Here is a 19,290-nt window from a genome sequence, read left to right on the forward strand (position 1 = left end):
CCTTATTTCCATTCTTAGCAGCGCCAGTGCTGCCTCCATATGTACTTCCTGCTTTCACACTTCCCTTATTATAAAAATTCCCTGTGCCTGCACCAGCCAGTGACTTAGAACTTCCAGTTCCCGTTTTCTGATCATATTTATTTCCGGCTCCTGCCACGCCTGTTCCGGTCCCGGTCTTATATGCAGCACTTCCAGCCTTCTTATCTCCCAGCGGGATTTCCTCCTGGCGCATGATTGCCCGCGCCCGGCTGGTAGCATGACGGTAATGGTCACTTCTGTTCTCATTCAGATGATACAAAGTCTCATCATTTCTATAAGGCATTCCACACAGCTTACATCTGCCATTTACAACAGGCCCATCGCAGACCTGGCACCTCTTTTTCTCCATAGACATCCTCCCGGTTCTCTGGTTATTCTGTTTCACCACAACCTGTAATTCCTGTTTTTGCTCCAACAGGGAAAAATCATCACATTCTTTGTCTTTTATTGTATCTTTTTTGCATATTTCTTGCAAGGTCTAAATTGCCAAGCGGGAAAATACCTGTTATAATAAACCGAGATTGTTCCTGTTTACGTTTTAGTAACCACAGAACATTATCGTGAACAGAAAACAGAGATTAACACAATCAACAAGGAGGATTCCCATGGAACAATTAAAAATTCCTATGGGCTATCATGCAGACCTTAATCTTCATGATACTCAGGTAGCAATTAAAACTGTGAAAGATTTTTTCCAGCAGACACTTGCACAGAAGCTGAACCTTCTGCGTGTCTCCGCACCTATATTTGTAGATCCAAGTTCCGGCCTCAATGATAACCTGAACGGCGTGGAGCGTCCGGTAAGCTTTGACATCAAAGGCATGGACTGCAACGCTGAAATCGTACATTCTCTTGCAAAATGGAAGCGTTATGCACTGAAGAAATATGGTTTCTCTGTAGGTGAGGGCTTATACACCGATATGGTTGCCATCCGCCGTGATGAGGATGTTGACAACATCCATTCCATCTATGTAGACCAGTGGGACTGGGAGAAGATCATCACCAAAGAAGAGAGAAATGTAGAAACTCTCATTAACACTGTCCGTACTATCTACAGCGTACTCCGCAAGACAGAGAAATACATGGCAGTACAGTATGACTACATAGAAGAAATTCTTCCAAGAGAGATTGCATTTGTCTCCACAGAAGAGCTTGTAGACATGTATCCGGATCTTACCCCTAAGGAAAGAGAATACAAGATTGTCAAAGAAAAAGGCGCTGTTTTCCTTATGCAGGTAGGTAAGAAACTGACAAATGGCGAGCGCCACGACGGACGTGCTCCAGACTATGATGACTGGGAATTAAACGGCGATATTCTGGTATACTATCCTGTACTGGACATTGCCCTTGAACTTTCTTCCATGGGTATCCGTGTAGACGAGACAGCACTTGACAAACAGCTTACAGAAGCCGGCTGTGACGACCGCAGAGAGCTCCCGTTCCAGAAGGCCATTCTGAATAAAGAACTTCCATACACCATCGGCGGCGGTATCGGTCAGTCCCGTATCTGTATGTTCTTCCTGCGCAAGGCTCATATTGGAGAAGTACATGTTTCCCTGTGGCCTAAGGAAATGCAGGAAGAAGCTGCTAAAGGCGGTATTCCACTTCTGTAAAATAGAATCGAGGGATCAAATTGAATATACTTTTTTTCTTAACACCGAAAAGTGATATTGCCTACATTTTCGAGAATGAAACTTTGAGGCAGACTCTTGAGAAAATGGAACACCGGAAATTTTCCTGTATTCCTATTCTGAATCCAGATGGAAAATACGTAGGTACTATTTCTGAGGGTGATCTTCTCTGGGGAATGAAAAATCTGAACATCACGGATATGAAAACAGCCGAGGAAGTACCAGTTATGGCTATCTCCAGAAGAGCCACCTACAAACCGGTACATGTTGACTGCGACATGGAGGATCTCCTGGACCGCGCAATCAACCAGAACTTTGTGCCGGTTATAGATGATCAGGATCACTTTATCGGAATTGTCACAAGGAAAGAAATCATCAAATATTGTTATAAAGAAATGAAGAAAAACACATAGGATTTTAATTCACCGCATTTTTCACACAAAAAAAGACAACCTCTGTCCCATTTAAACCAATGGAAAAGGTTGTCTTTTTTCTTTTTACAGAACCTTAGACAAAAATTCCTTCAATCGCGGATTCTGCGGATTTTCAAAAAATTCCTTCGGCGCATTCTGTTCCTGAATTTTGCCGTCATCAATAAATAAAACTCTTGTTGCAACCTCTCTTGCAAATCCCATCTCGTGAGTAACTACAACCATAGTCATGCCGCTCTTTGCAAGCTCTTTCATCAGCTCCAGAACCTCTCCAACCATCTCCGGATCCAGTGCAGAAGTAGGCTCGTCAAAAAGCATAACATCCGGATTCATGGCAAGGGATCTTGCAATGGCAATACGCTGCTTCTGACCACCGGAAAGCATATCCGGATAAGCATTTGCCTTATCTGGAAGTCCCACACGAGCAAGAAGCTCGTCCGCACGTCTGGAAGCCTCTTCCTTTGTCATCAGTTTCAGGGCAACCGGTGCCATCATAATATTCTGCTTTACCGTCTTGTGTGGAAACAGATTAAACTGCTGGAAAACCATTCCGATCTTCTGACGATGTCGATTTATGTCAACCTTGGGATCTGTGATATCTGTTCCTTCAAACAGGATTTTACCTCCTGTAGGCTCCTCCAGAAGGTTGAGAGAACGAAGGAAAGTAGATTTACCAGAGCCAGATGGTCCGATAATGGCAACAACCTCGCCCTGACAGATATCTGTGGAAATTCCATCCAGAACCTGATTGGATCCAAACGCTTTTTTCAAATCCTGTACCTGGATCAAAACTTTACTCTTATCAACGCTCACTGGTTCTCAGTCTCCTCTCCAGTTTATTCATAAAGAAAGTCAGTACCATGACCACGATCAGATAAATTGCTGCTGCTGCCAGAAGAGGCATAAAAGCATTGTAGGTACGGCTCTGGATCAGCATTGCACCCTTGGTCAGGTCCATCATTCCGATGTAACCGATAATAGAAGTTTCCTTGATCAGCACGATAAACTCATTTACCAGTGCAGGAAGCACATTCTTAAACGCCTGTGGAATGATAATAAGACGCATGGTCTGGGTAAAATTAAGTCCCAGGCTACGTCCTGCCTCTGTCTGTCCCTGATCAATTGACATGATTCCGGAACGGACGATCTCCGCAACGTAGGCACCTGAGTTGATACCAAATGCCAGACTTCCTACCAGAATCTCATTGACGCTTACAGAACCAAAAACTACAAAGTTCATGATCAGAAGCTGGATCACAGTAGGTGTTCCACGGATCACAGTCAGATAAACTCTGCAGATGGAGTTGGCAATTTTAAAATTCCCGGATTTATCGTGGGAAGAACGGATAATTGCCACCAGAAAACCGATACAGATACCGATCAACAGGGCGAAAACAGTGATGATCATGGTATTTTTCAAACCATCCAGCAGCCAGGTGTATCTGTCATCTTTTATAAAATTGATATAAAAATCGTGTCCAAATTTTTCAAACATATTATTTCCCTTTTTATTTGCTTATCTAATGGTGCAGTGCCTGCTTCTCTTTCGGCACCATTCCATATAGGAAAAGCTGCCAGAACTGTATGCTGGCTGTTTTCATTCTTTCAGTCAGTAACATTAGTATGAGTCACCTTGATCTGCCTGTATCCAAAGCTTATACATTCCAAGCTTTTCCCAAACAGCATTCATCTAGGTGACTCACACTTCTCTGACAGCTTATGCTGTATTATTTCTATCAGTCAGCTTTTACAATGATAACCTGGCTTGCATTTGCATAGGTGTCTGTGAAATCAACACTCTCCAGACGATCCTCTGTAACGGTCATTCCGGCAGCACCGAAATCAGCTTTTCCAGACTGTACTGCGGCAAGGATTGCATCAAACTCCATATCGTCGATCTCAAGCTCATATCCAAGCTTATCACAGATTGCCTGTGCAATATCAGCGTCGATACCAACAACCTCATCACCTTCACGATACTCATATGGCTCGAACTCAGCGTTTGTTGCCATTACAAGAGTTCCGTTGGAACGGTCTACATCTTCCGGAGACTCATATGGTGTCTCGCCAATGTTATCACCGATGTAGTTGTTCATAATATCATCAACAGTTCCGTCCTCTTTCAGTTCTTTTAATGCGCCGTTAATCTTGTCAAGAAGCTCATCATTGCCTTTCTTCAGGCAGATTGCATACTCTTCTTCAACGAATGGCTCGTCCAGGATCTTTAGTCCGTCTGCATTCTCAACAAATTTCTGAGCTGGCTGTGAGTCGATGATCACACAGTCAATCTGACCGGCCATAAGTGCCTGGATTGCTTCGCTTCCTTTGCTGTAACGCTTAACAGTTGCTCCGTCAGCCTCATATTCACTAGCTTCAATATCACCGGTTGTACCAAGCTGTACACCGATTGTTGCATTCTTAAGATCATCCTTTGACTCAACAGTTGCAGCAGATACGCCAGCAGTCATGGAAACTGCCATTACTGTGCCAAGTGCAAGAGCTACTAATTTTTTCATATTCTTTTCCTCCTCTTAATCTCATATACAGAACCAGTTCCTTATATCTTCATCCACATAGTAAGCTGTTGCTGTTTATTTCTTCCACAACAACCGACTTCACAAGATGGGGACATAATTATTCATGCTTTCTGCATATTCATTCATCTATCTTTTCCCCATTTTATCAGCTTTTGGGAAAAATGCAAGAGTTTCCATAAATTTCCCCAACTTCTTTGTCATTATTTGGAAAAATTCACTTTTTGATAACAGATCTGTGTTATGATATGATTTGTGTGGAGTAATTAAATAATTGAATGACCAAGGCGTTAACCGCCTAAACAGGAGGTATTTGTTATGAAATTTACAAAAATGCATGGTATCGGCAACGATTATGTATATGTGAACTGTTTTAAAGAAACTGTGAAAGATCCATCAGCAGTTGCCAAATTTGTGAGTGACAGACATTTTGGAATTGGCTCAGACGGACTGATTCTGATTAAGCCGTCTGACATTGCAGACTGTGAGATGGATATGTACAACCTGGATGGTTCCCAGGGTGCTATGTGCGGCAATGGCATCCGCTGTGTAGCCAAGTATGCTTACGATTACGGCATTGTAAACAAGACCAGTATCAGCGTAGCGACCAAAAGCGGCGTGAAATATCTGGATCTTTCTATCCGTGACGGAAAAGTCAGTATGGTAAAGGTCAATATGGGTGCCCCTATTCTTCAGGCTTCTCTGATTCCAGTTGTATCTGAATCTGAGCAGGTCGTAAATGCCCCTATTGAAGTAGACGGACAGATTTATCACTTTACAGCTGTTTCCATGGGAAATCCTCACGCCATCGTATACATGGATGACGTAAACGGACTGAAAATCGAAAAGATCGGTCCATCTTTTGAAAACCATATAAATTTCCCGGACCGCGTCAATACCGAATTCGTAAAAGTCATCGACCGACACACTGTCCAGATGAGAGTCTGGGAGCGCGGTTCCGGTGAGACTCTGGCTTGTGGAACAGGTGCCTGTGCAGTTGCAGTTGCTTCTATTTTGAACGGGCTGGTTGACCGTGATCAGCCGGTTACCGTGAAGCTTCTTGGTGGCGATCTTAATATTTTCTGGGACGAAAATGACGATCAGGTTTATATGACTGGTCCGGCGACTACTGTATTTGATGGGGAAATTGATCTGGGATTTCTTGGAGAATGACTCAATAAAAAGGCCCTTGCGGACCGTAGGCATTTTGTAATGCTTACACTGCAAAGGCCATTATTCTTTCTACAATAAATACAGCACCACAGGCAAGAAGCGCCACAGTCAGCAGACTCTTCTCTTTGTACGCTGCAATCAGCGCCACTACAAATCCCACTACAGCAGAAATCACACTTGCCGTCGCCGACAAAATCGCCGGAAACGTCATAGCTGCAAGACAGGCATAGGGCACATAAAACAGAAATGATTTTATAAAAGGATTGGTAATCTCCTTCTTCGCCAGTGCCAATGGCAGCATACGGATCAAATATGTAACGCCAGCCATAACCAGGATATAAATATAAACATTAGGCTTCATGAGCTTCCTCCTTGGCATTTTCTTCATCAACCGGGCAAAGCCATGCTGCCAGTCCGGCTACCAGAATTGTAGTAATAATAATCACAAATCCGGATGAGACTTTCGATAATACAGGAACCCAGGCAAATAATGCGCTCACTGCCATTGCTCCAAGAACAACCAGAAGCACTGCTTTGTTTTTCTTGGATGGCGGAATAATGACAGCCAAAAACATTCCATAAATGGCAACTCCAAGTGCACTCATAATAAAATTAGGAAGAATACTTCCTGAAATAGCTCCAAGCAGGGTTCCAATGGTCCATCCCGGGATTGCTACACTCATTACACCATAATTATAAAACGCACTGACTTTCCCCGGTTTACTGGCACTGACTCCGAATATCTCATCTGTTACGCCAAATGCAACTCCGTAACGATGCCCCCAAGTTTCATCACGTCTTAGCTTCTGTGAAAGGGAAAACGACATCAGACAGTATCTCAGATTGATAATCAGCTGAGTAAGTGCCATTTCCCATAAGGAACCTCCTGCTATGATAATATCAAGACCTGCAAATTGTCCCGCTGACGTAAGATTCGTCAAAGAAATCAAGACCGCCTGCCAGATAGACAGTCCGCCCTGCACCGCCATCATACCAAACGTAAAGGAAACAGCCAGATACCCCAGGGCAATGGGGATTCCATCTGTAATTCCTTGTTTAAAGCTCTCTTTTTTCATGAGAGATTTCCTCCGGTTTCTTCTGTAGTCACGCAAAGAGCCTGGGAAACAGTTTTGGCCTCCCAGGCTCTCTCATTGTAGCACTTTACACTGATAAATTCAACTATTATCCCTTGTATTCTCACTTTCTCTCTACAATCTTGTAATAAACCTTCGCTGTCAGCCCATAAATCACGCCATAAACCAAAGCAAACACCAATAATGTCACCACCGTGCATCTGGCAAACAAACCGCTGTTTGTCATGCTAAACAGCGCCAGCAGTCTCTTTACCATAGGAAATGCCATAGCAATATGCAGTGCTGCCATTCCAAGAGGAAGGAAAAATACCATAAGGATCTGTCTGTGAATGGAAGATTTCACCTCTTTATGAGTCATGCCCACCTTCTGCATGATCTCGAACCGTTCCTTATCCTCATAGCCCTCTGAAACCTGCTTGTAGTAAATGATCATGGCCGCCCCCATCAGGAACAGCAGTCCAAGGAAAATTCCAAGGAACAAAATTCCACCGAACATACTGTAAAAACTGTTATACAGATCCTGTTTTATAGTATTGTAGTTCATTCCCACTTCTATAGTTCCAGCTGCTTTTTCGGAATCCAGAAGCTCCGTTGCAAGATCGCTTACTTTGGTGGCAGATGCATATTTTTCTTCTTCACTTCCAGACAGATACACATCCGTTTCCAGTTCCATCAGAGACATTGCACTTTGATAAACTTTCTCCTGCTGCAAAAACAAAGCAAAAAAGTCTTCGTCATTTACAACCAGCTTCAAAGAATCCATAGAAGAAAAATTATCTCCCACATACTGGTAATTTTTCAGCCATTCTTTCACCTGGTAAACCTTGTTATGAATCTCCAGAGTCTCACCGTCTGTTTTTCCATTGTGGTAAGCAAGAACTTCACCTGGCGCAAGGGAAATCTCTTCTCCCGTAACCCTGGCATACTCTTCCTGTGGAACCACGGTAAGGGTTTCCAATGAGGCTGGCATTGCCATAAGGGAACTCCCATCAACATTTGCAAATTTCCAACTCCCATCTTCGCTTCCCACAAGCGTAGATGAAAAAGCAATTTCGGTGTTAATTTTCTCATAAGAAACCTGGTTTTCAATTTTTCCCAGTAATTTCTCTCTCATTTTTTCCAGATCTTCATAAGAATTTCCCCGGTACAGCACATTCACATCCGCCGGACAGCGTTTGTTCATAATATCATCCAGTCCGGAATTCAGGCACACCGTAGAAGAGATCATCAGAAGTACGCCTGTGCTCAGAATGCAGATACTTGCAAGTCCAACTGCATTTTGTTTCATGCGGTACAGCATACCGGAAACAGCAGTAAAATTCTTGGTTTTATAATAAAATTTCTTATTCCAGCGCAGAACTTTGAGCACCACAATGCTTCCTGCTGTAAAAAGAAGATACGTTCCTGCCATTACCAGAACCACTGCCACAAAGAACAGCGCCAGCGCCGAAAGAGGTGACTCTGTGGTAATGGCAATATAATATCCGATAAACAGACAGATAAAACCAGCAACCGCCATCAGCCATTTTGCTTTTGGTTCCTTTTCCCCTGCATTTTGTGCCTGAAGAAGCTGAATCGGGTTTGTTTTGTAAACCTTCCTGATATTTACCAGAAGGATCAAAACAAAAATAGCTCCAAACACTTCCAGGCATATTCTGATTGCCGGAACGCTGACTTCGAACCCAAAGGACGCCGGAACCTTGATCAGTTTCAAGAGCAGCAGAAGCGCCAGCTTGCTTCCCAGAATTCCCACAAGGATTCCGCCAACAAAACTGATCAAGGCACTAAACAGATTCTCCAGCATCATAACCCTGCTGATATGCTTCTTTTCCAAACCGAGAATGTTGTAAAGTCCCAGTTCCTTTTGTCTTCTTTTCATGAGGAAACTGTTGCTGTACAACAGGAAAATAAAGGAGAAAATAACAATAACGCCAACTCCCATAGTCGTGATCATCAACACGTCACCACTGTGACGGATCGTTTTCATTCCTGCATTATGATTGATAAAAAGCATCATATACAGCATTGCCACATTGAACAGACACGCCAGAATATAGGGCACATAAATCTGTTTGTTTTTCCGGATGTTTACAACTGCCAGCCTGGCAAAAAATCCCTTACGCATGATACTCACCGCCCGTCATCAAAATGGTTAAGGTATCGGAAATCATCTGATACATCTCCTCTTTTGTTTTCTCGCCGCGATAGATCTGGTGGAAAACTTCACCATCTTTTATGAACAGAACCCTGGATGCCCGGCTAGCTGCCTGGGCGCTGTGAGTAACCATGAGAATGGTCTGTCCCTGTCTGTTTATCTCTCCGAAAACGTCCAGAAGAGCATTTGCAGCCTTGGAATCGAGAGCCCCTGTGGGTTCATCCGCAAGGACCAGGCGCGGCTGTGTAATCAGAGCCCTGGCAACTGCACATCTTTGTTTCTGTCCTCCAGAGACCTCATAAGGATATTTTTCCAGCAGCTCATAAATATGAAGAGCCTGTGCAATAGGGCGGATTTTCTGCCCCATTTCCCGGTAATCTTCACCAGCCAGCACCAGCGGCAGATAAATATTATCCCTCAGGCTGAAGGTATCAAGAAGATTAAAATCCTGGAACACAAAGCCCAGATTTTTTCTTCGAAATGTAGAAATCTCCTTATCAGAAAGGTGTCCCAGGCTTTTTCCATCCAGAAGTACGTCTCCGGAAGTAGGTTTATCCAGTGTTGCAAGAATATTCAGAAGTGTAGTTTTTCCGGAACCGCTTTCTCCCATAATTGCAACAAATTCACCTTTTTCCACAGAAAAATTCACATTGTTCAATGCCTGCACCTTATTTCCGCCAAAACGAGTGGTATATATTTTTTTCAGATTTGTAACTTCAAGTAATGACATTTTTTACTCCTCTCCTTTATCAATGAGCTTTTTCATACGCTTCCTTGCAAAAAACAGTATACTTAAAAAAGTCACTTGCTGCCATCGAATCAGATTACAAAATGCAGGCAGAATCTTACAATGTTGTAAGGTTGTCACATAAAGTTTGCAAGAAAAAAATTTCATCTGGCAAAACTCTTTATGATATAGAAGATTTGGTCAGTATTTTTTGCAATATAAAAAGGCCGCTGACATATACGACCTTTTTTATATTATAATCCCCTATTGGGCATATATCTTCTCTGGCGTCATTCCGGCAGCCAATGTAAGATAATACACCGCGTCCGCCGCCACACACACTACGTTTTCCTCATGCATGAACTCCGTGATTTCCGAATCAAAAAGCATATTTGCCTGTGCTTCAAATTCCTCATCCTTATCCCAGAACAAAACTGCAATATTCAAAAAGGGAAATACCGGAAGCACATACCCCACATCTCCCTGAGGAAGCAAAGTTCCCCCAAGAGCCTCACAGGCTTTTCTTAATTCTTCTGTTTTCCCGGAGAAAAGCTCCTGCAGCCTGGAAATAATCGTCCTTCTGTAAGCAGCCTCAAAAGGATACACTCTCTTCACCTGACGGAAAGCCACCAGATTGCCCGATGCCACAGGATGAGCTGCTGAATAGTAAAACGTATTATAAATATTCATCACCGTATCAAATCCAGGGTTTTTCCCATCTTCTGTAATGAATCCAGTTTTTCGATCAATTCGAAATCTTTTTGAAAAGTAGATGATATAAAGAAACTCCTCATCAGCTTCCAGCTGAAATTTGCGAATCAGTTCCTCCTGATCCATTCCCAGGAATTTCAACCTCCAGTTCTCGATTACCTGGTCATAATTAGACTGCCTGTTTTCTAACATAACACATTCTCCCCTTATTCGCTATTTACCTTTAGCTATGCCATATAACTTGAAAGCTTCCTGTTTCAAGTATTTTTACCAGCTGCTCCACTTCATCGGAGTTCCAGTTTTGCGCAGTCTGTGCTTCCCCTGTGAATTTCACGCAGGTTCCGCAGGAAGAGCTTAAATTCCTTGGCACCGGCATGATTGTAGCCGGATATCCCTCTTTCTCACATTTTTTCTTGAAAGACATAGCTCCAAAATGGGAAAAAAATGTGGCTATGTAATCTCCCATTATTTCTCAAGAGTGAGGACAAAGTCTTCCCCATCCTCTTTTACAGACACCTTATATCCCTGATGCAGGGCGAAACGGGATACGTTTTCTTTGGCTGTTACGTTATCTACCATTACCGTATATGCCTTCTCACCGGATGCCAGCGCATTCTTAGTACGGATCACAGGTTCCGGGCAGGAAAGCCCTCTTGCATCTATTGTTTTCATACACTTAATCTCCTTAGATTTTTCATTATTTCAACTAAACGGAATTGTCTGTTTACACAGATATACTATAAATGAGCGTCCTTAATCAACTTCACGCTTCATTCTTACGCATGGAATTTACTGTCGCAATCACGATCAGAACCACAAAACCGATCACAACAGCGATCTTGCCATTTGCAGTCGGGCCTTCTCCAGAAGATGCCAGTCCGAAATTATGTGCTACAGCTGCACCAGCCATCAGACCAAATACTGTGATGGCGGAGTCTGTGTTTCCTTCACCAGCCAGAACCAGCTGACGAAGCGGGCAGCCTCCAAGAAGGACACAGCCAAATCCTGCAAGCGCCATTCCAAGTGCATTCCAAAGACCATCTGTATGTGCGACAGGTTGTCCTGCAAATCCTGGATTAAAATATCCCAGGATCATGTTTCCGATCAACGCACTTACCAGAATTGCAATAAATCCAAGAAGCAGCTTCCACTCTCCAAACAGTACCACGTCACGGATTCCTCCAACCATACACAGGCGGGTTCTCTGTGCAAGTGCACCTACCAGAAGCCCTGCGATCAGGGAGATTGCAATTGCAGCATGCTTTGCTCCAGGACCACCGTCAGCTTCTGTGAAGTGGATGAATGCAGGTGCTGCAATGAGAAGCAGAAGAATTCCGATTTCCACTACTGGGAAAATGCCGCCTTCAACCGGCTGCATTTTATAGGAACGTTTCAGAGTATAGCCTTTTTTCAGGAAAAATACTCCGGCAAGGATTCCAGCAATAAATCCGATCAAACCAAAGATGGCGTTGAAATCGCCGCCAGCCAGACGAAGGATCATGCGGAATGGGCAGCCAAGGAACATCAGGCAGCCGATCATAACGAACATTCCGATCACAAAACGGGTAACAGGTGCGGAGCCGCCTCTTGGCTTAAATTCTTTGGTTGCAAGAGCAAGAATGCAGGAGCCAAGTACCAGTCCTACAATTTCCGGGCGGATGTACTGAACCGCAGCTACACTGTGGAATCCCAGTGCTCCTGAAGTATCACGCAGGAAGCAGGCAATGCAGAAGCCCATATTTGCAGGGTTTCCGAAATATACCAGAGCCACTGCAATGATTCCGATGATGACACCGGCTCCGATGATTATGGGTGTTTCTTTCTTTGACAATGTTTCTTTCATACTCTTTCCTCCTTAGATAACTGTCAAATCTTTCCTCTATTTTAGCATTTTTTGTCAGAAAACTCTAATTGATTATGTGGGATTATTTTAAGTATTTATAGATATTGTCGATAAATCGTGGTATTATAGATATATTAAATAACCATTTTCCAAGCGAAAGGATATAATCATGAACCGAATTTACCTCGACCAGGCCAGCACCTCTTTTCCAAAGGCTCCAGGTGTGGCACAAGCTATGATGGATTACCTGACTATGAACGGAGTTAACGTGAACCGCGGCTGCTACTCCAGTGCTTACTCAGCAGAAGAAGTTATTTATGAGACACGCCAGCTGCTGGCAGAACTTTTCCACTTTTCCAAATGCAAAAATGTAATTTTTACACCGAATGTCACCACCAGTCTCAATTTTATTTTAAAAGGATTCTTAAAACCAGGAGACCATATTCTGGTATCCGCCATGGAGCACAATGCAGTTATGAGACCTGTAGTACAGCTGGCTTCCTCAGGGATTTCCTTTGACCGGATTCCTTGCAGAACGGACGGCTCTATGATTCTGGAAAAAGTAGAAGAACTGATCCGCCCTGAGACGAAAGCTATTGTCACTTTACATGCTTCCAATGTATGCGGAACCAGGATGCCCCTTGATGCCCTTGGGGAAATCTGTCAGAGGCACCAGCTTTATTTTGTTGTGGATTCTGCACAGACGGCTGGGATCGTACCAATTAATATGGACAAAATGCATATTGACGCGTTAGCTTTTACCGGACATAAAGGACTTCGGGGACCACAAGGGACAGGTGGTTTCCTGGTTTCCCAGGAATTGGCAGAACAAATGGAACCACTGATTTCCGGCGGTACCGGAAGTGTATCTCATACGGAAGAAATTCCGGATTTTATGCCGGATCGCTTTGAATCCGGGACACCTAATCTGCCTGGAATTTATGGACTGCATGAAGCACTTTTGTACTTGAAAACGCATTCTTTGCAGGCGATAAATGAAAAAGAATTGTCTCTCACTGGTTATTTTCTGGAACAGCTGCAGGCACTGGACGATACTGGCAGACATATCCGTATTATTGGAAAAAAAGATCTCACTGACCGAAATGCAGTTGTTTCGATCCAGACACCAGAAATCGACATGTCACAGGTGGCGTGGCAGCTGGACAATGAGTATGGTGTTATGACCAGAGTCGGACTCCACTGCGCTCCAAACGCCCACAAGACGCTTGGTACTTATCCTGCCGGAACTATCCGGTTCTCCTTTGGACCGGAAAATACAAAGAATGAGCTGGATTTTGCCATCCAGGGATTAAAGAAAATTTTAGACTTATAAATTCAGCATTAGTAACACTTAATTAGTCTTTGAGAAAGGAACCAGTATTTTTATCCTATGGAATTTAAACAATTAGAGGCCTTCGTAGCCGTAGTCGAAAATAAAAGCTTCTCCGAAGCCGCCCGCCAGCTGAACCTGACCCAGCCCACCATCAGTGCCCACATCAATTCTCTGGAACAGGAATTGAACTCGCGGCTGCTGATCCGCACCACCAAGAAGCTGAACATCACCCAGCGCGGTCTTCTGCTCTATGACTGCGCCTCCAATATGCTGAACATGCGCAGCAACATTATAGAAGAGTTCACCGGACAAAATAAAAAGATCATTGACCTGGCTGTTTCCACCATTCCTTCCTCCTACCTTCTGCCAGGTATTCTCAGTGCCTTCACCTGCCAGATTCCAGACGTATATTTTCACTCCTGGCAATCCGACAGTCTCGGCGCTGTGGCAAGAGTTCTAGATGGCAGCGTGGATCTGGCTCTGGTGGGAAATACCTTTGACGAACCAGACTGCTGTTTTATCCCTTTTTGCAAAGATAAACTTGTAATTGCCACCCCGGTCAACCAGCATTACCTGCAATATCAGCAAAAAATGGATTCCGGTACCCTTGATTTCTCTGATTTTCTAAGAGAACCCTTTATTATGCGCGAAACTGGTTCTGGAACCAAAAAGGAAATTGACCGCTATCTGGAAAAACGAAATATCCCGGCTTCTTCCCTGCACATTGTAGCCCGCATGAACGATCTGGAGGCCATCCGCAAGTCTGTAGCCGGCGGCCTTGGAATCTCCATCCTCTCTGCCTGCTCTGCCAAAGATCTGGCCGACACCCACCAGATTCTCATGTTTCCCCTGAATCACGAATCCGCCATGCGAACCTTCTACATTGTGTACAGTAAGAACCGGATTCTGAAGCCACATGTGAAGCAGTTTTTAAAATTCGTAACAAATTTTTATTAGAGCGTGTTTAAAAAAGGCTTTCTGCACGATGTGCGTCACAATTTATGGGAGATTTTTCAAACACACTCTAATAACCGCTTTTAGAAATACCAGACAAAAGGAAGCTGCCCACCAATTTCCCAGTGAACAGCTTCCCATTTCATTCACACATATTCAAAATTCAATTTCAGCAACTGCCGCCAGCTTATTTCTCCTCAGCAGTCTCTTCAGCCTCTGTCTCAGTCTCCGGAACTACGTTGTGAACTGGTGTTACAGTTGCGATAACTGCTTCCAGATCAGTTGTAATGTGGATATTTTTATTCTTAGCGATCTCAAGGTCTTTCACACGGAGCGTATCACCAATCTTCATACCAGCGACATCAACCTTGATCTTGTCAACCAGATCTGCCGGAAGTGCTTTGTATGCAACCTCTTTCAACTCATCCTGCAGAACACCGGACATAACCTTCTCTTCATTTTCCAGAATGATCTCAGCAGTGGAATGAACCATCTCATTGCTTACCAGTGCCTGGAAATCAACTTCCTCTACTGTATGTGCAAGTGGATTATAATCAACTTCCTTGATCAGCGCATCATAGGTTTTACCATCCAGTTCCAGCATTACCTGGCTTCCTTTATTGTTGTTCTTCAACAGAACTTCAATTTCTTTCTTAGTAAACTTAAGGGGAATGGAACCTTCAATTTCTCTGCCGAACAGGTTACCTGTTACAAATCCTTCTCTTCTTAATTTCTTTGCTTTGACATCCATGCTTCTTTTTTCAGCTTTTAAAGTATTCATTTATCTTTTCCTCCAAAATTCTGAAACGCTTAGCAGCCTTCAACAAAGAGGTTTTGTTAAGTACTTCTTTTTTCTTTTTACGTCCCTTATTATAGTCACTTGTTTCAATTATGATTAACCAAACATAACTTTTTTTAAGGGATTTTTTTGTTAAAATCTGCTCTTGTTTTTCTTGGAAAATGGAAGTATAAAATAAATGAATCACTCAAAATTTTCAGGCAGTTGTCTTCTCTGCCGTAAAAGGCAGTTTTCGCTCTGCAACCTGCTTCAATAATGCCTCACTATGAGATACCACGATCAACCCGATTTCCCGCCTTTTTACTTCATCCAGCAGGAAATTCCAGATCTGGCTCTGCGTGATGAGATCCAGCATGGTACTGATCTCGTCTGCAATCAGAAACCTTGTCTCTTTTCCCAGTGCTCTTGCAATACAGAAACGCTGCAATTCCCCACCGGATAATTCCTGAGGATACCGGTTCATCCAATCTTCTTCTATCCCCAGCTCCTCTATGATCCGATTTTCAACCTGCCCTCCATCAGACAAAATATTTTCCATTTTCAGTCTGGGATTCACAGCCCTTTCCGGATGCTGCCAGATCATCTGCACCGGACAATACCCTTTCTTCGGCAAAGGCTTTCCATCCAGCAAAATCTGTCCTTTGCAAGGTTCCAGATAGCCAGCCAGAATTTTACACAATGTGGTTTTTCCATAGCCACTTGGTCCTGGCACCCACACTCTTTCGTTGTTTTCCACTTTAAAATTTATATTTGAAAAAAGTTCTGCACCTTTTCTCTCATAAGAAAATGAAATATCTCGTGCTTCCAGAATCATTTTATATCTCCTGTTATAACCCTTCAGTATGTACCATGCATTAAAGTCATCCCATATCAGACTTTACTATGAAAGTCCCGGATTACGAATGCTGCCTCCAGCTGTGGGAGTGCCACAGGCACACAACAGCTGATTTTCCTATATAGTGATGTCGCCGACAGGTGGTATTTCCGTTTTACATACAATACCGGATACACCTGACACTTCCGCATCCAGCCTCCACCATAGGTATTTCCCCCTTGCATTCTTCCCGATACCAGCTGCACCTTGGTCCAAAAGGACATCCCTGCGGCATGTCTTTCACATAAGGCTGGGTTCCGTCAAGAGGGGTAAAGCCATTCTGCGGAAGTGCCCGCCACAATGCTTTCGTATAAGGATGGCGCAAGGTCTCTTCTGAACGAAAATCCGAAACCGGGGCCTCTTCCACTGTTTTTCCTGCATAAAAAACAACGATCCTGTCAGCAACTTCCAGTGCCAGCTCAATATCATGAGTAATCAGAAGAACTCCATTTCCTTCATCTGCAAATTTTCTGAAATCCTCCATAGACTTTTTCGCAAGTGTCAGGTCCATGCCAGGCGTAGGTTCATCCGCAATAATAAGCTTTGGATTTTCCATTAATGCAGTAGACAGCAAAATTCTTCTGGTCATTCCTCCAGAACACTCGAAAGGATATTTCGTTTCCGTTTCCTCAGGCAGACCATACCTGCGGAACAATTCCGATTGCTTTTCTGCCCCTTTTCTCCCTCTTTTTCCCCGGACCTGTTTCCCCACTTTCATAAGCGGATCCAGATATAAGGTGCTCTGAGGTACGAAAGCAATTTCCTTTCCACGAAGTTCACTGATCTTCTTTTCGTCCATCAATTCACCCTGGAACTTCATAGTTCCGGATACATTTGCATTATAAGGCAGAATTCCCAAAATCGCATGTGCCAGAAGACTTTTTCCGGAACCGCTGGAACCGACTACAGCCACCAGTTCCCCTTCCCTCACTGCAACAGATAGGCCTGAAATCACGGGAAGCCAGCTCTGTCTGCTGGTTTTTCCTTTATATTGGAGAAAGGAAACGGAAAGCTCTTCTATTTCCAGTATTTTTTTCTTATTTGTACAACTCATATTTTTTCATACGCTGCTGTCTCTTACCGGACAGCCCCTCCTGCTATTCTCTATTTGTGCACACTTCCCGGATCCAGAAGCTGACGAAGAGCTGTACCTCCTTTTTCAAACAGCACAACCGTAAGAACCAGCATCATTCCAGGAAATACAGCCAGCCACCATTTGCCCATGATCAGATAGCGCATACTTTCTGATAAAATAACTCCAATCGCCGGCTGCTCTGTGGAAAGCCCAAAGCCCAGAAATGTAATACTGGACTCATGAAGAATTGCATGCGGGAAAAGCAATACCAATCCAACAATAAACTGGGGCAGAACATGGGGAACTATGTGTTTTTTCGCAATCTCCCATTTGCCCAGCCCAAGCTTTCCTGCAATCTGAATATATTCACTTTCCCGAAGCTGCATAACCTCTCCTCGAATCAGCCTTGCCAGAGATGTCCAGTGCGTCAGCGCCACACCTGCAATCACTCCCTTCAGCCCTTTTCCCATAGCATAGGAAATCAGGATCAACAGCAGAATATGCGGAATTCCCATAACAGTGTCAATTGCAAAAGAGATGGCAGAGTCCACCTTTTTCCCAAGAGTTGCTGCACAAATTCCAAGAATCAGTGCCATAACTGCGCTTACACCTGCTGCCAGCACGCCAATAAGAATACTCATAGATAAACCGGTAAGAGTACGGTAAAACATATTTCTGCCCAGCCAGTCCGTACCAAAAGGATATTTCAGACAGGGAGCAATATTTTTTCTGGAAAAATCAGTCACCATAGCGGCATCATGAAGAACCACTCCAAGTATGGCTGTCACCGCCAGAAAAGCTACAGAAAAAATCAGCAAAATCCTTGCTTTCTGCCGCTGATTCAGCCTTTTCCTCTGCTTTTCCACGGCTCCCGGGCTGCCCTTTGAACAACTGTTTTTCATTACACCTTCGTTCATAGCCCCAGCCCTCCCTTCCGGATTCTGGGATCAACAACTCCATACAGTACATTTGCCAGGAAATTTCCCAGAAAAACAATGGCTGCTGTTATTAATGTAATCCCCATAAGAAGAGGCACATCACTGCCAGTTCCCGCCGCTACAGCCGCCTGCCCCAGTCCCGGATAGGAAAATACCTGCTCCACAAGAACGGAACCTCCTATGATCTCACTGACAGATGCAAACTGCAGGGTCATGGCCGGAAGCAGCACATTACGAATGCCATGGTGAAAAATGATGCTTCCGGTTTTCTCTCCCCGCGCCTTTGCAAAAAGGATGTAATCGCTTTCCATTATATCAATCATTTTTTCCCTGGTATGTAATGTGATATTCGAAATTCCGGTTATGCTTAAAGTGACTGCCGGAAGAATGGCATGACGCACTCTGTCCAAAAAGGAAACACCGCTGGCTTCTACTCCAATAGGAACACTAAGTCCAATGGGAAGGATTTTCATCCAGACTCCAAAAATGATCAGTAGCAAAAGTGCCAGCCAGAAAGAAGGAGTGCTGGCAATCACCAGTGAATAGCCTTTTATGATCTTATCCGGCAGCCTGCCCTGAAACACCCCTGCAAGTACTCCCAGAAGGAAGCCCACAAGTCCGGAAACCACCCACGCCAGTCCCATAAGAAAAAGAGAATTTCCCAGCTTCACTGCAATGACCTTTGTCACCGGCTGCCGGTATAACAGAGACATTCCTCCATCTCCCTTTATAAATGCATTCAGCCAGTTCAGATATCTCTGCACTGGCGGTTCATCCACGCCCCAGTAGGAGCACAGCTTTTCTTTTTGTTTTTCACTCATACTGCCCAGGGCAGCCTGCCCCACATTGGCCTGTAACGGGTCAATGGGGGAAGCTGATACAAGGGCAAAGGTAAGAATGCTTACTGCAAAAAGCAGTAATATGATTCGTAGCAGGTTCTTTCCTGCGTAAATACCTATACGTTTCATCTTAATTTATC

The 19,290-nt window shown here is 43.9% G+C and carries 22 protein-coding genes; 5 read left to right on the plus strand and 17 right to left on the minus strand.

What is annotated here, in order from left to right; genetic code table 11:
• Positions 1-388: hypothetical protein (locus AB5642_RS02970; protein ID WP_368371449.1), on the minus strand; the 388-nt coding region annotated here is incomplete at its 3' end.
• 256 nt (positions 389-644) lie between these two features.
• On the opposite strand from AB5642_RS02970, the gene asnA reads away from it, so the two are divergent.
• Positions 645-1,652 carry an aspartate--ammonia ligase gene (asnA, locus tag AB5642_RS02975; protein ID WP_118578181.1) on the plus strand — a complete coding sequence of 336 codons (1,008 nt, stop codon included), beginning with the start codon at positions 645-647 and terminating at the stop codon, positions 1,650-1,652.
• Between the two features lie 20 nt (positions 1,653-1,672).
• Positions 1,673-2,083 carry a CBS domain-containing protein gene (locus AB5642_RS02980; protein ID WP_173718156.1) on the plus strand — a complete coding sequence of 137 codons (411 nt, stop codon included), beginning with the start codon at positions 1,673-1,675 and terminating at the stop codon, positions 2,081-2,083.
• Positions 2,084-2,167: 84 nt separating this feature from the next.
• Here the strand turns inward: AB5642_RS02980 and AB5642_RS02985 are convergent, their stop codons facing one another.
• From AB5642_RS02985 to AB5642_RS02995, 3 genes are all read right to left on the minus strand, one after another.
• Complete coding sequence (locus AB5642_RS02985; RefSeq protein WP_148461325.1) at positions 2,168-2,890, minus strand: amino acid ABC transporter ATP-binding protein; 723 nt, start codon at positions 2,888-2,890, stop codon at positions 2,168-2,170.
• Positions 2,891-2,903: 13 nt separating this feature from the next.
• Positions 2,904-3,596, minus strand: a complete 693-nt coding sequence (locus AB5642_RS02990; protein WP_118578179.1) for an amino acid ABC transporter permease — start codon at positions 3,594-3,596, stop codon at positions 2,904-2,906.
• A 241-nt stretch (positions 3,597-3,837) separates the two neighbouring features.
• Positions 3,838-4,617, minus strand: coding sequence for a transporter substrate-binding domain-containing protein (locus AB5642_RS02995; protein WP_173718157.1), 780 nt, complete (start codon positions 4,615-4,617; stop codon positions 3,838-3,840).
• A 336-nt stretch (positions 4,618-4,953) separates the two neighbouring features.
• Between AB5642_RS02995 and dapF the strand changes: the two genes are divergently transcribed.
• Positions 4,954-5,808 carry a diaminopimelate epimerase gene (dapF, locus tag AB5642_RS03000; protein ID WP_173718158.1) on the plus strand — a complete coding sequence of 285 codons (855 nt, stop codon included), beginning with the start codon at positions 4,954-4,956 and terminating at the stop codon, positions 5,806-5,808.
• A 43-nt stretch (positions 5,809-5,851) separates the two neighbouring features.
• On the opposite strand, the gene AB5642_RS03005 is transcribed toward dapF, so the two are convergent.
• The 8 genes from AB5642_RS03005 to yedE all read right to left on the minus strand — a co-directional run bounded on the left by AB5642_RS03005 (position 5,852) and on the right by yedE (position 12,338).
• Complete coding sequence (locus AB5642_RS03005) at positions 5,852-6,169, minus strand: AzlD domain-containing protein (protein ID WP_118578176.1); 318 nt, start codon at positions 6,167-6,169, stop codon at positions 5,852-5,854.
• Positions 6,159-6,884, minus strand: coding sequence for an AzlC family ABC transporter permease (locus AB5642_RS03010; protein ID WP_173716050.1), 726 nt, complete (start codon positions 6,882-6,884; stop codon positions 6,159-6,161). The genes AB5642_RS03005 and AB5642_RS03010 overlap by 11 nt, the downstream gene beginning before the upstream one ends.
• A gap of 121 nt (positions 6,885-7,005) precedes the next feature.
• Entirely contained in the window at positions 7,006-9,027 is a 2,022-nt protein-coding gene (locus AB5642_RS03015; protein ID WP_187565068.1) for an FtsX-like permease family protein, read from the minus strand.
• Positions 9,020-9,787, minus strand: coding sequence for an ABC transporter ATP-binding protein (locus tag AB5642_RS03020; protein WP_173734844.1), 768 nt, complete (start codon positions 9,785-9,787; stop codon positions 9,020-9,022). Before AB5642_RS03020 ends, AB5642_RS03015 begins: the two co-directional genes overlap by 8 nt.
• A gap of 261 nt (positions 9,788-10,048) precedes the next feature.
• Positions 10,049-10,687, minus strand: a complete 639-nt coding sequence (locus tag AB5642_RS03025; protein WP_195391976.1) for a DUF3786 domain-containing protein — start codon at positions 10,685-10,687, stop codon at positions 10,049-10,051.
• A gap of 31 nt (positions 10,688-10,718) precedes the next feature.
• The gene (locus AB5642_RS03030) at positions 10,719-10,961 is read right to left on the minus strand and encodes a DUF3343 domain-containing protein (protein WP_148461113.1); all 243 of its coding nucleotides are present in this window, start codon (positions 10,959-10,961) and stop codon (positions 10,719-10,721) included.
• Positions 10,961-11,167, minus strand: coding sequence for a sulfurtransferase TusA family protein (locus tag AB5642_RS03035; protein WP_148461112.1), 207 nt, complete (start codon positions 11,165-11,167; stop codon positions 10,961-10,963). Before AB5642_RS03035 ends, AB5642_RS03030 begins: the two co-directional genes overlap by 1 nt.
• Before the next feature lie 91 nt (positions 11,168-11,258).
• On the minus strand, positions 11,259-12,338 hold the full coding sequence (gene yedE, locus AB5642_RS03040; protein WP_368371450.1) for a YedE family putative selenium transporter: 1,080 nt from the start codon (positions 12,336-12,338) through the stop codon (positions 11,259-11,261).
• Between the two features lie 169 nt (positions 12,339-12,507).
• Here yedE and AB5642_RS03045 point away from each other — a divergent pair, with 169 nt between their 5' ends.
• Entirely contained in the window at positions 12,508-13,671 is a 1,164-nt protein-coding gene (locus AB5642_RS03045; RefSeq protein ID WP_118578169.1) for an aminotransferase class V-fold PLP-dependent enzyme, read from the plus strand.
• A gap of 57 nt (positions 13,672-13,728) precedes the next feature.
• A complete protein-coding gene (locus tag AB5642_RS03050) occupies positions 13,729-14,628 on the plus strand; it encodes a selenium metabolism-associated LysR family transcriptional regulator (RefSeq protein WP_118578168.1) in 900 nt (299 codons plus the stop codon).
• Between the two features lie 184 nt (positions 14,629-14,812).
• Here the strand turns inward: AB5642_RS03050 and AB5642_RS03055 are convergent, their stop codons facing one another.
• From AB5642_RS03055 to AB5642_RS03075, 5 genes are all read right to left on the minus strand, one after another.
• Positions 14,813-15,406 (minus strand): 50S ribosomal protein L25, encoded by a 594-nt coding sequence (locus tag AB5642_RS03055; protein ID WP_195391975.1) that lies wholly within the window; start codon positions 15,404-15,406, stop codon positions 14,813-14,815.
• Positions 15,407-15,620: 214 nt separating this feature from the next.
• Complete coding sequence (locus AB5642_RS03060) at positions 15,621-16,238, minus strand: ABC transporter ATP-binding protein (protein WP_195391974.1); 618 nt, start codon at positions 16,236-16,238, stop codon at positions 15,621-15,623.
• 175 nt (positions 16,239-16,413) lie between these two features.
• Positions 16,414-17,352, minus strand: coding sequence for an ABC transporter ATP-binding protein (locus tag AB5642_RS03065; RefSeq protein WP_148461110.1), 939 nt, complete (start codon positions 17,350-17,352; stop codon positions 16,414-16,416).
• 50 nt (positions 17,353-17,402) lie between these two features.
• The gene (locus AB5642_RS03070) at positions 17,403-18,290 is read right to left on the minus strand and encodes an ABC transporter permease (RefSeq protein WP_233456025.1); all 888 of its coding nucleotides are present in this window, start codon (positions 18,288-18,290) and stop codon (positions 17,403-17,405) included.
• On the minus strand, positions 18,287-19,279 hold the full coding sequence (locus tag AB5642_RS03075) for an ABC transporter permease (RefSeq protein ID WP_173770979.1): 993 nt from the start codon (positions 19,277-19,279) through the stop codon (positions 18,287-18,289). The genes AB5642_RS03070 and AB5642_RS03075 overlap by 4 nt, the downstream gene beginning before the upstream one ends.
• Positions 19,280-19,290 lie beyond the last annotated feature (11 nt).

The organism is Ruminococcus sp. 1001136sp1_2201st1_G3_2201SCRN_220225 (assembly GCF_040924365.1).
GTDB lineage: Bacteria > Bacillota > Clostridia > Lachnospirales > Lachnospiraceae > Blautia_A > Blautia_A faecis.